16 protein-coding genes are annotated in these 15,465 nt (G+C 41.5%); 13 read left to right on the forward strand and 3 right to left on the reverse strand.

Annotated features, from left to right (window positions below):
- Nucleotides 1-119 precede the first annotated feature (119 nt).
- Nucleotides 120-965: a helix-turn-helix domain-containing protein gene (locus MHH58_RS06290; protein WP_341345367.1), complete on the reverse strand. Its 846-nt coding sequence runs from the start codon at nucleotides 963-965 to the stop codon at nucleotides 120-122.
- Nucleotides 966-1,070: 105 nt separating this feature from the next.
- On the opposite strand from MHH58_RS06290, the gene rnz reads away from it, so the two are divergent.
- Complete coding sequence (gene rnz, locus MHH58_RS06295; RefSeq protein WP_341345368.1) at nucleotides 1,071-1,997, forward strand: ribonuclease Z; 927 nt, start codon at nucleotides 1,071-1,073, stop codon at nucleotides 1,995-1,997.
- Here rnz and MHH58_RS06300 read toward each other — a convergent pair.
- The gene (locus MHH58_RS06300) at nucleotides 1,948-2,892 is read right to left on the reverse strand and encodes an alpha/beta hydrolase (protein WP_135096789.1); all 945 of its coding nucleotides are present in this window, start codon (nucleotides 2,890-2,892) and stop codon (nucleotides 1,948-1,950) included. The two genes, rnz and MHH58_RS06300, sit on opposite strands and share 50 nt — an antisense overlap.
- A gap of 109 nt (nucleotides 2,893-3,001) precedes the next feature.
- Between MHH58_RS06300 and MHH58_RS06305 the strand changes: the two genes are divergently transcribed.
- From MHH58_RS06305 to deoB, 4 genes are all read left to right on the forward strand, one after another.
- Nucleotides 3,002-3,556, forward strand: coding sequence for an NUDIX hydrolase (locus MHH58_RS06305; RefSeq protein WP_341345369.1), 555 nt, complete (start codon nucleotides 3,002-3,004; stop codon nucleotides 3,554-3,556).
- Between the two features lie 81 nt (nucleotides 3,557-3,637).
- A complete protein-coding gene (gene fur, locus MHH58_RS06310) occupies nucleotides 3,638-4,096 on the forward strand; it encodes a ferric iron uptake transcriptional regulator (protein WP_135096791.1) in 459 nt (152 codons plus the stop codon).
- A complete protein-coding gene (gene xerD / locus MHH58_RS06315) occupies nucleotides 4,089-4,976 on the forward strand; it encodes a site-specific tyrosine recombinase XerD (protein WP_135096793.1) in 888 nt (295 codons plus the stop codon). Before fur ends, xerD begins: the two co-directional genes overlap by 8 nt.
- An 11-nt stretch (nucleotides 4,977-4,987) precedes the next feature.
- On the forward strand, nucleotides 4,988-6,160 hold the full coding sequence (gene deoB / locus MHH58_RS06320) for a phosphopentomutase (RefSeq protein WP_135096795.1): 1,173 nt from the start codon (nucleotides 4,988-4,990) through the stop codon (nucleotides 6,158-6,160).
- An 846-nt stretch (nucleotides 6,161-7,006) separates the two neighbouring features.
- Here the strand turns inward: deoB and MHH58_RS06325 are convergent.
- The gene (locus MHH58_RS06325) at nucleotides 7,007-7,552 is read right to left on the reverse strand and encodes a DUF309 domain-containing protein (RefSeq protein WP_341345370.1); all 546 of its coding nucleotides are present in this window, start codon (nucleotides 7,550-7,552) and stop codon (nucleotides 7,007-7,009) included.
- A 21-nt stretch (nucleotides 7,553-7,573) separates the two neighbouring features.
- Between MHH58_RS06325 and MHH58_RS06330 the strand changes: the two genes are divergently transcribed.
- The 8 genes from MHH58_RS06330 (at nucleotide 7,574) to MHH58_RS06365 (ending at nucleotide 15,462) form a co-directional block, all read left to right on the forward strand.
- Complete coding sequence (locus MHH58_RS06330; RefSeq protein WP_341345371.1) at nucleotides 7,574-8,284, forward strand: segregation and condensation protein A; 711 nt, start codon at nucleotides 7,574-7,576, stop codon at nucleotides 8,282-8,284.
- Nucleotides 8,285-8,286: 2 nt separating this feature from the next.
- Entirely contained in the window at nucleotides 8,287-8,820 is a 534-nt protein-coding gene (gene scpB / locus MHH58_RS06335; protein ID WP_135096801.1) for an SMC-Scp complex subunit ScpB, read from the forward strand.
- Nucleotides 8,820-9,542: a pseudouridine synthase gene (locus tag MHH58_RS06340; RefSeq protein ID WP_135096803.1), complete on the forward strand. Its 723-nt coding sequence runs from the start codon at nucleotides 8,820-8,822 to the stop codon at nucleotides 9,540-9,542. The genes scpB and MHH58_RS06340 overlap by 1 nt, the downstream gene beginning before the upstream one ends.
- 110 nt (nucleotides 9,543-9,652) lie before the next feature.
- Nucleotides 9,653-10,183, forward strand: coding sequence for a redoxin domain-containing protein (locus MHH58_RS06345; RefSeq protein ID WP_135096805.1), 531 nt, complete (start codon nucleotides 9,653-9,655; stop codon nucleotides 10,181-10,183).
- Between the two features lie 11 nt (nucleotides 10,184-10,194).
- Nucleotides 10,195-11,832 (forward strand): cytochrome c biogenesis protein ResB, encoded by a 1,638-nt coding sequence (locus MHH58_RS06350; protein ID WP_135096807.1) that lies wholly within the window; start codon nucleotides 10,195-10,197, stop codon nucleotides 11,830-11,832.
- A gap of 10 nt (nucleotides 11,833-11,842) precedes the next feature.
- Nucleotides 11,843-13,048: a c-type cytochrome biogenesis protein CcsB gene (gene ccsB, locus MHH58_RS06355; protein ID WP_135096809.1), complete on the forward strand. Its 1,206-nt coding sequence runs from the start codon at nucleotides 11,843-11,845 to the stop codon at nucleotides 13,046-13,048.
- 18 nt (nucleotides 13,049-13,066) lie between these two features.
- Entirely contained in the window at nucleotides 13,067-13,777 is a 711-nt protein-coding gene (locus MHH58_RS06360) for a response regulator transcription factor (RefSeq protein ID WP_135096811.1), read from the forward strand.
- A 44-nt stretch (nucleotides 13,778-13,821) separates the two neighbouring features.
- Complete coding sequence (locus MHH58_RS06365) at nucleotides 13,822-15,462, forward strand: sensor histidine kinase (protein ID WP_228063403.1); 1,641 nt, start codon at nucleotides 13,822-13,824, stop codon at nucleotides 15,460-15,462.
- Nucleotides 15,463-15,465 lie beyond the last annotated feature (3 nt).

The raw sequence follows: 15,465 nt of genomic DNA on the forward strand, positions 1-15,465 counted from the left end.
CGCTTGCTGCCACTCACTTCAGGCTGATAAACAATAATCAACCGCATAAAGGAGCCGGCTTGAGTCGTACAACAACAAAACCCGCTAAAAATCATAAGATTTTCAGCGGGTTTCATCAATTATTCATCTAAAGCCTGCCACACCTGGATTTTTGTTCCGGGGTCTTCAAAGGAATAAGTAGGTTTAATTAATTCGAGTGAAAAGTCACATGTCATATTAACATCTTCACGAAAATGCCATCTTCTGAATATATATTCGTACACTTTATCGATGGCAGCACCCGGGTCGCCGGATGTTTCAAATATTTCATAGTTCATCGATTCGGTAAAAGTTTCGTCAAAGGGGGTGTGCTGATAGCTTGCCGTCCCGACGAAGATTTCCATTTCTCCGTCGATAAACCGCTCCTGGACAAAGATTCCTTTTACAAAACCGTCGTTGTATCTTAAGATTTCATCAATCAGTCCATCGCGCTCAAGAATTTTTAGAAACTTGTATTTATAGTCGGGCTGATATGAGTTAATATCAAAATACTGAGCAATGCCAATCAGCCGAAAGCTTTCAACAAAACTTCTGTAAGATGGATATTTCGGTTTTTTCGTCGGCACCACTTCAAACGAAATATAATCCAGCAGGTCTATCTTTTTAATATGGCGTTCTGTTTCGTGTACTGGGATACCGAATGTGCGCCTGTATATTTTTTTGAAAGAATCAATATCGCGGTAACCGTAATATTTAGTAATATCAACGAGGCGTCTGTGCCCCTGGTAAACTTCGTAGGCAATTTCCGTCATACATCGTTTTTCCTGATACTGGGATGGTGTCATTCCAACGAGCGAAGTAAATATCGTCATAAATGATTTCTGTTCCACGCCCATATTTTCCAAAACCTCACCAAAATCTATATTTTCTCTGAGGTGGTCTTCTATATATACGATAAATCTTTCTACAAATCTGATCGTTTCCATGTCATCACCTATACTTAATGTACTCTTATTTATTATTCCACCCGCGGGTAAAAAACACAACTGATTATATGATATAATAAAACAATTAATTAACGAGGTGTCGAAATGAAATTTACTGTTTTGGGGTCGGGAGCAGGGCTGCCGTCTAAAGATAGGAATACGCAGAGTTTTGTCATTGACTGCGTGCTTGAATACAATGAATATATTTTAATCGATGCCGGTGAGGCTCTGCAGCACCGCATCCTTCATACTCATATTAAACCATCTAAGATAAAAAATATATTTATAACGCATCTGCACGGCGATCATATTTTCGGTCTTCCCGGATTTTTATCGTCGAGAGCTTTTCAGGGCGGGGAAGGAATTCCTCTTAAAATTTATGGACCTGCGGGTCTTTGTGAATGGTTGGAGACGACTTTCCGTATTTCTGAGAGCACACTCAATTATCCGCTTGAAATCATCGAAGTAGAGGCTCATATGAATATTCGGCTGAACAATTTTGATGTTCATGTGCTGCCCTTATCACACGGCATTGATTCTTTTGGTTACATCTTTAAAGAAGATGACAAAATAGGAGAGCTTCAGACGGATAAACTCCGCGAAATCGGCTTAAAACCAGGCCCTGTTTACGGAGAGATTAAGTCGGCTGAAACTTTCACTGTCGATAAGACAGTGTATAAGTCGGCGGATTTTATCGGAGAAACCATAAGAGGTCGTAAAATCACGGTGCACGGAGATACACGATTAAACAGTGATGAGGAGTATTTGAATCTAATCCGCAACTCTGACCTCGTTGTTCACGAAGCTACATTTTTAAAAAATGAAAGAGAAAAAGCACATGATTATTTCCACTCGGAAGTTAATCAGGTGCTGGATATTTTTAAAGATATTAATTACAAAGAGCTGCTGATTGTGCATATAAGCAGCCGCTATACTGATGAGGATATTAAAGAAGTCGCAGCCTTGCTTGAAGGCCGCGCAGTTATTGCTTATGACTATTTTGAACTTCCCATCCCGCGTAACGTGAAATAAAATCGGCGACCGTCTGACGGTACTGTTTCGGATTGCGGTTGTAGCTTTCTACGTGATTGCCGCGCTCCGGATACCACTGTTCTTTCGGTCCTTTTTTCTTGTTATAGAGCTCGATGCTTGCTTCGTAGGGAATAAATGAATCCCGTTTCGAATGAATAAACAGAACGGGCTGTTCTATTTTATCGACAACTTTAACCGGTGATACGTGGTACAAGCTGAACTTGCTTCTTAATTTCAGGAAAACATAGGTGAACAGCAGTACTACCGGTGATGCAACCCGGGAATACGAAGTATAGATATGCGCGAGCTGATCTCTGAACTTCGCAAAAGATGCGTCTGATATATAAAATTTTGCTTTGTTCGACAGTTCGCCCGCATACAGCAGCGTGGTTGCGGCACCCATGGATTCACCATGCACCCCGAATTCAATATCATCACCGTAATTGTCGAGGAGGTATTCAATAACTGTTTCAAGGTCAAACTTCTCGTAAAAGCCGTAAGTTGAATCGACACCGCCTGAGTCGCCGTGACGGCGCGCATCGTAAACAACACAGTTAAAGCCCATATCTTTAAATAAATTGACGTATTTGGTTGAACTCAGCTTGTTTTCGGATACGCCGTGGCAAATAACTATCCATTTGTTTGTCTCATTCGGGTAAATGAAGGAGGCGCTGATATCATAGCCGAATCTTGACGGTACGTTTACGATGTCTTTAGGAAGCTGCTCGTACTCTTCCATATTCATCCGTTTTGCACGCGTTTCGCGGCGTTTAATAATTTCAACGTCTCTCAGTTTAAAAAACATAATCTGGCTCGAAGCAAAGTAGCCGAGCGATATAAACATCACAGCTGCCGACATGAAGAGGGCGGCAAGCCATTTGGAAAAACTTTTCATTGTGATCCTCCATTCTTATAACAACCATTATTATATCACCTGTATAAAAATTTCAAATCGTTATTTTTACAACTTAATGTGATATATTTAATATAATTATTGAAAAGCGGTGATTAATATTTCTAACGAACATTTAATAGAGAAGACACGTTCTAAAGAAGATATATATGATGGTAAAATAATCGACGTCAAAAAACTGGCCGTGGAATTGCCGAACGGCAAGGAAGCATACAGAGAAGTCGTTTACCACAAAGGGGCGGTCGGTGTTATTGCGACGGACAGCGAATGTATGTATTTCGTCAAACAGTTTAGAATTTCAACTGAAGAAGTACTGCTGGAAGTGCCGGCAGGAAAAATTGAAATTGATGAGCATCCCGATGACACAGTGAAAAAAGAACTGAAAGAAGAAATCGGCGGGGAGTCCGGCGATATTAAAAAACTGTATGAATTTTATGTTTCCCCCGGATTCTCAAATGAATTGATACATTTATATGAAGCAAACGAAGTTTCCTTTGGTGATTCTCAGTTGGAAGATGACGAATTTTTAGATATCGTTAAAATTCCGCTGGCAGAATTAAAAGAGAAAATGCATAACGGCGAGTTCAGAGACGGTAAAACACTAGTTGCTGTCCACCATGTGCTCCTGTCCAGAGGTTATTTGTAATTATTATAAATAACTTTTAAAATACTGAGAAGTTATGTATAATTGTTATCAATAAGATTATGAAAGTTAGAAGGTGCAGTTGTGGAAAAAAGAATTGAGCGCATTAAAGAAGCATTGCACGATGCTCGGTATAAACTAACTCCACAGCGGGAAGTCACTGTGAGAGTGCTGCTTGAAAATGAGAGCTCTCATTTGAGTGCTGAAGATGTTTTTATGAAAGTAAAAGATAAATACCCGGAAATCGGACTGGCAACAGTCTACCGTACGCTCGAGCTCTTAAACGAATTGAATGTACTCGATAAGGTTAATTTTGGCGACGGCGTTTCAAGATACGACCTCAGAAAAGAAGGTGCCCAGCACTTTCATCATCATTTAATTTGCATACATTGCGGCTCGGTGGAAGAAATCGAAGAAGATTTACTGACCGATGTTGAAAAAATCGTTGCTCGCGATTTTAATTTCGAAATCATCGACCACCGTTTAACTTTCCACGGTGTCTGCAAGTTATGCAAAGGGAAAGAAGGAAGCACAGATGCTTAACCGTTATATCGATGAATACTTGACCTATCTGAAAATCGAAAGAGGTTTAAGCGATGCATCGATATCATCATACAAACAGGATTTAAAACAATACAGTCAATATTTAACTGATGAAAATGTTACGGGTGTCGACCAGATTACGACAGAAATCCTCGTAACATTTTTACAGTTTTTATCGCTCGGCGGCAAAAGCAACAAAACCATCAGACGTATCCAGTCGACGCTCAGAAATTTCCATCAGTTTTTGCAGCTCGAGCAGGTAATCGAGACGAATCCTGCGCTCCGGCTCAATACGCCGAAAGAAGAACGCGAGCTGCCGGTTGTGCTGTCCGTTGAAGAAATGGAAACGCTGCTGCATTCGCCTGATTCGACTGCTCAGGGCATACGCGACAACGCAATAATGGAACTGCTGTACGCGAGCGGACTCAGAGTCAGTGAACTGATTAATTTAAAGCTCAGCGACTTGAATCTGGACATGGGTTTTATTCGTGTATACGGCAAGGGTGATAAAGAAAGAATTGTTCCGACGACCGAATATGTTGCAGATAAATTAAATAATTATATAAAAAATCAGCGTTTAACATTATTAAAGCATGAAAATACTGATATACTGTTTCTTACGAACAGAGGTAAAGGTTTCACCCGTCAGGGATTATGGAAGACCATTAAAAAGTATGTGCTGATCAGCGGCATCAATAAAAATATTACGCCGCACACATTCCGGCATTCTTTTGCCACGCATTTAATTGAGAACGGCGCAGATCTCCGCGCGGTTCAGGAAATGCTCGGTCATTCCGATATATCCACAACGCAGGTGTACACACAAATCTCTGCAAGCAAAATCAGAGAAATGTACAAGCAGTTCCATCCAAGAAAGTAGGTAAATTTATTATGTACAAAAAAATTCATTTAATCGTTCTCGATTCTGTCGGCATCGGGGAAGCTCCTGATGCTGAAGATTTCGGAGACGTCGGTACACATACTTTAAAACATACGCTGGAAGCACATCCGAATACGCTGCCGAATCTCGCGAAACTCGGGCTAGGCAATATCGAAGCACTGCCGGGTGTTGAAAAAACTGAAAATACAACAGGTTTTTATACCAAGATGCAGGAAGTATCGAAAGGTAAAGATACGATGACCGGGCACTGGGAAATTGCCGGTCTGAATATCGATACAGCTTTCAAAGTCTATCCTGACGGATTTTCAGATGAACTGCTGGAAAAAATCACCGAAGCAACAGGACGCGGCATCGTCGGCAACAAACCGGCGAGCGGTACCGATATTATCGAAGAATACGGTGAGCATCAGATGGAAACAGGAGATCTGATTATATACACATCAAACGACCCTGTTCTTCAAATCGCAGCGAATGAAGAAGTTATTCCACTCGAGGAAATTTACGAAATCTGTGAAAAAGTACGCGAAATGACAAAAGACCCTGAGTTTTTAGTCGGCCGTGTTATTGCACGTCCGTTTGTCGGTTCTAAAAAAGGTGAATTTAAGCGTACCGAAAACCGTCATGACTATGCACTGAAACCATTCGGCAAAACTGTGCTGGACGCGCTTAAAGATGATGGCAAAGATGTTATCGCAATCGGCAAGATTAACGATATCTTTACAGGCAGCGGAATCACAGATGCAGTCCGTACGAAAAATAACGATGACGGAGTCGATAAGCTTCTGCAGGTCATGGACCGCGACTTTAACGGGTTATCATTCCTGAATCTGGTGGACTTTGACGCGGAATACGGTCACCGCCGTGATCCTGAGGGCTACAGCAATGCCTTAAAAGCCTTTGACGACAGACTGCCTGAACTTACCGGCAAACTGACAGAAGACGATCTCTTAATTATTACAGCAGATCACGGAAATGATCCTACTTACACAGGGACAGACCACACGAGAGAATATGTTCCGCTTTTAATCACGACAGGCAAAGACCTGGACTTTGGTGAGATCAACCAATGCGGCACCTTCAGCAACATCGCAGCAACAATTGCTGAAAACTTCGGCGTGGACTACGAAACACACGGCCAAAGTTTCTTAAAGGAATTAAAATAAATGAATAAAGCAAAATACATTATCTTTTTCGGCATCCTCCTTATGAGTATTATATGGGGATTCATCTATTGGATATTTGTTGTTTAAGTTAAATAAGAAAGATGGATAAACGGTCTGAACACCTTTATTTTAAGGTGTTTGGACTGTTTTTTTGTTTTCAGAGGGTAGCAGGGGCTCATGTATATGCAAACTGATTACCGTAGGCATGAGGGGGTCTCATGTATATGCAAACTGATTATCGTTGGCATGAGGGTTGCTCATGTATATGCAAACTGATTACCGTAGGCATGAGGATTGCTCATGTATATGCAAACTGATTATCGTAGGCATGAGGGTTGCTCATGTATATGCAAACTGATTATCGTTGGCATGAGGGGGTCTCATGTATATGCAATCTGATTATCGTAGGCATGAGGGGGTCTCATGTATATGCAATCTGATTATCGTTGGCATGAGGGGGTCTCATGTATATGCAATCTGATTATCGTAGGCATGAGGATTGCTCATGTATATGCAAACTGATTATCGTAGATATGAGGGTTGCTCATGTATATGCATAAGATGATACGTATACATGAGAGCAGATTTTAACCCATAATAAAATTTCTCATCAAAAAAGAGAGTCCAAAATCGACTCTCCAGCATAATATTCGTTTATCGACCAAATGAAAATGTCACATCAGGCTGATAACTTATGTTCGACCGTATGAAGGACATGTTCATTGAGGCGATAAAAAGCTTTGGTTCCAAAGAACAAGACGCAATGGGATGATTATATACATTTGTCTCATTGAACATCTCACATTGAGACAATTATGCGTCTTCACATCAAAACAGGCACCATACTCATTCCTTCCGCTGTTCCAGTTTCCGGTTCAGCGCCTCGAGCCGCGCTTCAATTACATCTTCGCGGTCGCGCAGCCGGTGTCTATGGACTATTTCTTCATCTTTTTCAAAGCGTTCTAAAATATCCAGAGTAAATGCGCTGTACGATTCATACTCATCCTGATGCATCTCATAAAGAGACTCGTATACCCAGTTTAGAACCGGAAAATTCAACGGTTTAAAGGGTGTATCTGCCAGATGCTGGTAGCGTTCCTGAAGTAGGCTGATCAACTCCTCAGTAAAACCGAATGCTGTCATATCATACTCGTGTTTCCCGTAAAGTTTCAGCGCGCGTTTATAAGATGTCGCTGCGCCGATAATATTATCTCTCCGGTAATGGTATTCACCGGTCACAATCAGCACGAAGAACACTTCCGGGTCTTCTTTCGTAAAGTCACCCTTGTCTTTCCATGCATCTTCCATGATTTCATGGCATTCGAAGTAATCTTGCTTTATAATTAATTCGTTAAAGAATTGTAACAGTATTTTTTTATCGATACGTATCACTCCTGAAATTGAGGTTTTGTAATGACTGCTTATAAAGTGAAATTAGATGTTTTTGAAGGACCGCTCGATCTGCTGCTTCATTTGATTAAAGAACTTGAAATCGATATTTACGATATTCCGATGAAAATGCTCACTGAGCAGTATATGGAATATATTAATCAGATGAAAGAACTTGAGCTCAACGTTGCAAGCGATTATCTCGTTATGGCGAGCGAGCTTGTGAAAATTAAAAGCCACATGCTGCTGCCGGAACCCCCCATGCCTGATGATGATTATGAAGATCCGCGCGAGCAGCTGATGTCCCAGCTAATAGAATATCAAAATTATAAATTATATGCTGAAGAATTGAATAAGCTGAAAGCGGAGAACAGTCTCCAGTTCACCAAAGCACCGCATGCTTTCGAAGATGAGGACGAAGATTCCGGCACTCTCGAGCTGAGTCTTCACGACTTGCTTGAGGCCTACAGCAAAGTAAAGTCGCGCGTCTCTCTTAACGAAGAGTCCTATGTCGTCGTGCAGCGCGAAGTTTATACGAAGGAACAGGCAGTGGCTTTTATCGCCGCGAAATTTAAAGACAGAAAATCTTTAAAAATGACCGAGCTTCTTACTTTCGATGAACCCCGCAGCAAAGTAGTGCAAGTATTTATTACTATACTAGATTATATCAGTCAAAATCTCTATCAGATTAAACGCATCGATGAAGATGATTTTGAGCTCGAAAGGTTGGCTTAGATTTGGAAAAAATAAACATCATTGAAGGTTTATTATATATTGCCGGCGACCTCGGTTTAAGTGAAGAAGCACTGATGATGCACGTGCCGATTACTAAAATGCAGCTTGAGGCCGAAGTGAAAAAATACGATAAAGAACATTTAACAATTACCCGTCACGGCGACATGTACTTTTTAAAAACGACGGATAATATGGAGAAATATATTAAAAGAGTACTCGCTGACCGGCCGGCGAAGAAGTTATCCCAGGCGGCGCTTGAAGTGCTTGCAATAATTGCCTACAATCAGCCGATTTCAAGGAACGGCATAGAAAGCGTTCGCGGCATTCAGTCGGACGGTCCAATTGCAACACTGGTCAATAAAGGGCTGGTGAAAAAGAAAAATATTAGTGACGAACGCGCTCAGCATTTCGAAACCACTCAAAGCTTTTTGGAAATATTCGGTCTGGAATCTTTAGATGACCTGCCGGCAGATGATATGATAGCAGAACAGGAAGAAATCGACTTGTTCTTCAATAGCTTAAAGGAGCAAAATTAATGAAAACTACACGGTTAAATAAAAAAATTGCAGATGCAGGCATTACTTCACGGCGAAAAGCGGACACACTAATAGAAGAGGGCCGCGTTTTCGTTAACGGCAAGAAAGTTACTGAACTCGGACTTCAAGTGACTGACAAAGATCAGGTTACTGTCGACGGCGTGCAGCTGACCAAAGAAGAGCCGGTCCATATTTTATACTACAAGCCGGCAGGTGAAATCTCTGCTGCAGAAGACGATAAAAAGCGCGATACAGTGATAGACGCTTTTCACGATATCGACGCGCGTCTTTATCCAGTAGGCCGGCTCGACTACGATACTTCAGGGCTTTTGCTCGTTACGAACGACGGTGAGTTTACCCAGCTTATGACACACCCGAAATTCGAAATGAAGAAAACATACAGAGTTAAAACAGACGGAATCTTACTCCGCCATCAGCAGGATGAAATGCGCCGGGGCATCAGACTCGACGACGGCAAAACTGCACCTTGCGATTTAAAAGTTATCCGCGACAAGGGCGGCAAAGATATGATTTTGGAAATTACAATTCATGAAGGACGCAACCGTCAGGTGAGAAGAATGTTTGAACATTTCGGTTTAAATGTCACAAAGCTGACACGCATCCGTTTCGACTTCCTGACACTCGACGGCTTAAAAGAGGGCGACTACCGTTTCCTGAAGCCTCATGAAGTCAAAAAGTTGATTGCGAACAGTAAGAAGTAAGCGTTTAAATGTCATAATACTGTCAAACCGCAACAAAATGTGTAGTGTTATAATTGGTGCTGCGTACGCATTTTATTGCGGTTTATATTAATGTGGAAAGGGGCCTGACGTTGAAAAAAGGAACTAGAAAAATTATTCGTACAGGTACAATTATTACAATCGCCGCTTTGCTCGGCATTACACTTTATTTAAATTTGAGGGACGGCTCTCAAACTGTCAATGTCGGAGACGAGGCAGTGGATTTTAAACTGGAGACACTGGACGGTGAAGAAATTCAGCTGTCTGAATTAACTGCCGAAAACGGCGTTATTTTGAACTTCTGGGGAACATGGTGCAAACCATGCCGCGAAGAAATGCCGGAAATGAACCAGGTGTATAACGAAGGTCATGAGGATTATGAAATTATTGCTGTGAACGTTTCTGAAAACAAGCAGCAGATTGAGCAGTTTCTTTCGGGATTATCTGAAGATCTCGATTATCCGATAGCATTGGATCCAAACCGCAGTGTAACGAAAGCTTATAATATCGGACCACTGCCGACGACTGTCGCTGTTAATAAAGAAGGTGTCGTCGTTAAAAAACAGGAATATCAACTGACTAAAGAGGATATCTACGCATTTATAGATGAATCTCTGGAATAGGATGACCTAATATGGAACTCAAGGAAATTAAATGTAATCATTGCGGTCATGTAAACCCTCCGGGCACCCAGCTGTGCCAGTCCTGCGGTAAGATGATCAATGAAGATTACGACAAGAAAAAAATTAAAGACCTGATGCGCTATGACGGTAGTGCAGTGCGTTCAAAGGTACGTTCACAAAGTATTTTCGATAAGATATGGAACTTTTTCACCTCCATTAAAGTCGGCGTAGGAATCATTGCGATAATCGCAATAGCCGCTGCTATCGGAACAATCTTGCCTCAGGAATACTTTATTCCAATCGGTGCAGACCCGCTGCAGCACTATACAGAACAGTACGGTACATTCGGTACCTTATACTACAAACTCGGCTTTACGCAGCTTTATTCATCATGGTGGTTCGTGCTGCTGATGGGGCTCCTTGCCCTCAGTCTGATTGCAGCGAGTGTCGACAGAGGAGTCCCGCTGTACAAGTCATTAAAAAATCAGCGTGCCAAAAAACACGCTTCATTTTTCAAGCGCCAGCGTTTATTTAAAGAATATGAATCAAATGAAAATGCTCAAGCACTTGCCGAGACATTTGAAAACAAAAAATATAAATTAAAAACTGACGGTGACCACTATCTCCTTGAAAAAGGCCGGCTGTCAAGATGGGGCCCTTACATTAACCATACAGGGCTGATTATTCTGCTTGCAGGAAGTATGCTGAGATTCTTCCCCGGTGTATACATTGATGAAATCATTTACGCACAGGAAGGCGAGACAGTAAGCATACCGACTACCGACGGACAGTATTACATGCGTAACGACGGTTTCACGCTGGATACATACGATGAAGATGCCGGCACGGTTTTTGATCAGTCACTGCAGAACAATATGGAGATGACAATCAGCAACTTCCAGACAGATATTACGATGTTTGAGAACAAAACAGCAGATATCGTCGGTTCATCACCGGATCTTGAAGAAATAGAAAATTACAGTATCCGCGTGAACCACCCGTATTACTTTGACGATTACGAGCTGTATCAGTCAAGTTACGACAACTCGCAAATGAAATCGATGACATTCAGGCTTGAAGATTCAGAAGGCAATGTACTCGGCGAGAACTTCACAGTCGGTCTCGATGATCCGGCAGACAGCTATGAAATAACTGAAGATATTACGATTAACATGAAAGCTTATTCTCCCGACTTTTTAGAAATCGATGAAAATGGAACATTGATATCCGAAACACCGGTTCCTACAAATCCGGCCTTCGTCTTTGAAGTCGCAGCAGGAGATACTTCGGAACTCAGTCTGCTGCAGATTATGAATTCAACGGATATTACACAGGATAACGAATACAGTATTAAATTCGTCGAAGCCGAAGAGCATATGGCGAGTGTACTGACATTGAAAAAAGATTTATCAATGCCGATTATTGCAACCGGATTTGTGATTTTCCTCATCGGATTATTTATCGGGTCATACATTAATCACCGCAGAATTTGGATTAATGCAGAAGGCGACACGATGAAGATAGCCGCTCACACTAACAAAAACTACTTCGGACTGAAGAAAGAAATGAATGCAGCACTTGCATCCTACGACCTTCCCGAAGTATTCGATAAACAGGAAAAAGAGGAAAATGACAAGATGAAAGGATAGTGTTTAAATTATGGAATCAACCTTTTTATCACTCAGTAACACATTTATATTTATTGCGTTTCTTATACTGCTGATTGCACTTTTACCGCTCGGCATAAGTATTAAATCAAAATCAGAATCGAAAAAATATGAAAAACTTGCAATCTGGATGATTGTAATCGCGTTTATACTTGAACTGGCTTACTTTATAATGCGCTGGCTCGCAACGGGCCACGCGCCGGTCTCAAACATGTATGAATTTATAGCGATGTTCTCTATTATGCTGATCGGCGGATTTTTAATTACCTATCATTATTTCAAAACGAAGGTGTTCGGTCTGTTCGCCATTCCGGTTTCACTGCTCCTTCTCGGATACGGCAGTCTGTTCTCAACAGACGTTCAACCTCTGATACCGGCATTACAGAGTAACTGGCTGGCTATTCACGTTATTACTGTTACCTTGTCTTATGGTATACTGTCCATGAGTGCAGTTGCAGGACTGATCTATTTAATAAAAGCTATTCCTGCAGATGAAAATTCATGGCGCGCACGCTGGCTGGAAGCAGTCATGATAGCGATTCTGACTGTTGTAATGTATATGGTGACAACGGTATTTATGCAGAACATTATCGGCTACAATGATGAGTTCTACTATACCGACCAGCAGGGCCAGCAGGTTATTGCTGAATACCATCTTCCAAGCCTGATTAATTACAATGATGCAATACCGGTAGAGCACGTAGGCAACAATGAATATGAGCCTGTCGACCACTTCCACCTTGGAATTGACCTGCCTCCGGTTATTAAAGCACATACTTTAAATACAGTAGTATGGTCGATTATTATCGGTTTGATTACGTATGGAATTGTACGTCTGATTATTAGAAAACGTCTGTTTTCACTGGTTAAACCTTTAACTAAAAAAGCCGACCTTGCGCTGATGGATGAAATAGGCTACCGATCTGTTATTATCGGATTCCCGCTGTTTGCACTCGGAGGTATCTTCTTCGCTGCAATCTGGGCTCAGATTGCGTGGAGCAGATTCTGGGGCTGGGACCCGAAAGAAACGTGGGCCTTCATTACATTTATGTTCTATACAATCTTCCTTCACCTCCGCTTAAACCGCGGTTATGAAGGCGAAAAGTCTGCATGGTTAGCCGTAGGCGGGTTCATTCTTATTCTGTTTAACCTGATTGCGATTAACTTAATTGTAGCCGGCCTGCATTCCTACGCATAATATGAAAAGAGGGTAATTATGGCAGAAAAAATATTATTAGTCGATGATGAAGAACGTATTCGTAAATTGCTTAACTTGTACCTGACAAGAGAAGGGTATGAAATTACTGAAGCAGGAGACGGCAGAGAAGCACTGGAGCTTGCATTAAACAATGATTTCCACTGTATTCTTCTCGATTTGATGATGCCGGAAATGAACGGGATTGAAGTCGCAAAAGAACTGCGCAAGGAAAAATCAACACCCGTTATTATGCTGACAGCAAAAGGTGAAGAAGCTGACCGTGTCGAGGGACTTGAAGTCGGTGCTGACGATTATATCGTGAAGCCGTTCTCGCCCCGCGAAGTCGTGCTGAGAGTAAAAGCAATCTTGCGCCGTTCTTCTGAAACGGCCTTTATCGAGAACGATTCATCAGCAAAAGATATGATCGTGTACGAACATCTTGTTATCGACAACGACGCTCACCGCGTCCTCGCCGATGACAAAAAGGTTAATTTAACACCGAAAGAATACGAGCTGTTATTATTTTTAGCGAAGAGTCCGGATAAAGTATTTAACCGGGAAGAACTGCTGAAAGAAGTGTGGAACTATGACTTCTACGGCGATTTAAGAACAGTCGATACGCACGTTAAGCGTCTCCGCGAGAAACTGAACAAAGTTTCTCCGGAAGCAAGCCAGATGATTCACACAGTCTGGGGTATCGGCTATAAGTTCGAGGTTAATGACAAATGAGTTTTTTCTCCAGCGTTGTAACTAAACTGTGGTTTACTATCTTAATGATAGTAACTACAGTTTTAATTATATTATCGATCATTTTGAGTTTTTATTTCCGAAATTATGCGCTCAGCAGTACAGAAGAACACCTGGAAGACGAACTGAGCCGGATTGAAAATGTAGTGCTGTCGACGCATACACTTGATTTAAACGACTCGTACCTCTCAGCTGAAGAAAACCTGATTATTTATTCCGATGGACATTTCATTGCCGGCGACAGCGAAATGGCTGAAGAAATATACAGCGAAATTATTACTTCTGATCTGACTTCCAGCACTTTTATCGTCAACGATATAAACGAACGGGAATTTATGGTTAAGGTGTCTGATTTGAGCGAGTTCTTCGAGTCGGATACAGCAATTATAAAATACAGTGATCTTGACAGTCTCAACCAGTCATTTTTAACAGTCTTAATTATTCTGATAATCAGCGCGGCGGTTCTTTTCTTAATGACAACTTTCTTTGCGTTTTTCTTAATCTCAAGAATTACTAAACCGCTGATAGCCTTAAAAAATTCATCCTTCTCAACAGCAGGAGGGAAATACAACCAGCTTAAAGTGACCTCGAGAGATGAAATCGGCGAGCTGACACTGGCATTTAATAAGATGAATAACAATATTAAAAATACAATTACAGAACTGACTCATGAAAAGAATTTAAGAGAAACTGTCTTTTCGTCACTGTCGAACGGAATTATATATTTTAATACGTCAGCAGAACCTGTCTACTCTAATGACAGGGGACAGAGTTATTATCAGCTGTTCCAGCAGAATCAAGAAGAATTCGAATCCTTTAAGTCGCTGATCAAAGAAGTTTCGAGGTCGGATGAAAACCATCTCGAGCGGCTCGATATTGAAGATCTGCATCTGCAGCTTGCCATGTCTCCAGTTAAATCGCTTGAAGAAGAGAATGGCGTCACGGTACTCATCCGGGATATTACGGATGAATATAATACAGAAAAAATGCGGACGGACTTTATTTCGAGCGTCTCTCATGAGTTGAAAACACCGATGGTGATGCTGAGCGGATATTCAGAAGCTCTGCTCGATGATATAGTAACCGAACCCGAAGAAGTTAAGGAAATGGTCTCGATTATAAAAGACGAATCCGACCGTATGAACAAGCTGGTCAGTGAACTGCTGATTATTGCCCGCATGGATTCTGATGATGTGCTGTACGATATTAAAGAGCAGAACTTTACTATGCTGCTCGATGAACTTCATCAGCGCTTTGATTATAAGCTGAAAGATAACAATATTGAGCTGGTTATAGAGGCCGGGAGTGAGATGGTGCAGTTCCCGTTTGACTACGATAAACTGAATCAGGTCTTTACTAACTTAATCGATAATGCAATACGCTATACATCACGAGGAGATATGATTACAATAAATGTTGCAGAAGATAATGAAGACTATGTAAGCATCGAAGTCCGTGACACCGGTACAGGTATTAAGCGTGAGAATCTGAAACATATATTTGAACGATTCTATAAAGCCGATGAAGCACGGACAAGAGGAAAACACGGCACCGGTCTCGGTCTTTACATCGTCAGCAATATTATTAAAAAACACGGCGGAACGATTACTGCAGACAGTATCTTCGGCGAAGGTACAGTATTCACTATTAAACTGCCAAGAAAATAGAAG

Source organism: Jeotgalicoccus sp. FSL K6-3177, assembly GCF_038050175.1.
Taxonomy (GTDB): Bacteria; Bacillota; Bacilli; order Staphylococcales; family Salinicoccaceae; genus Jeotgalicoccus; species Jeotgalicoccus nanhaiensis.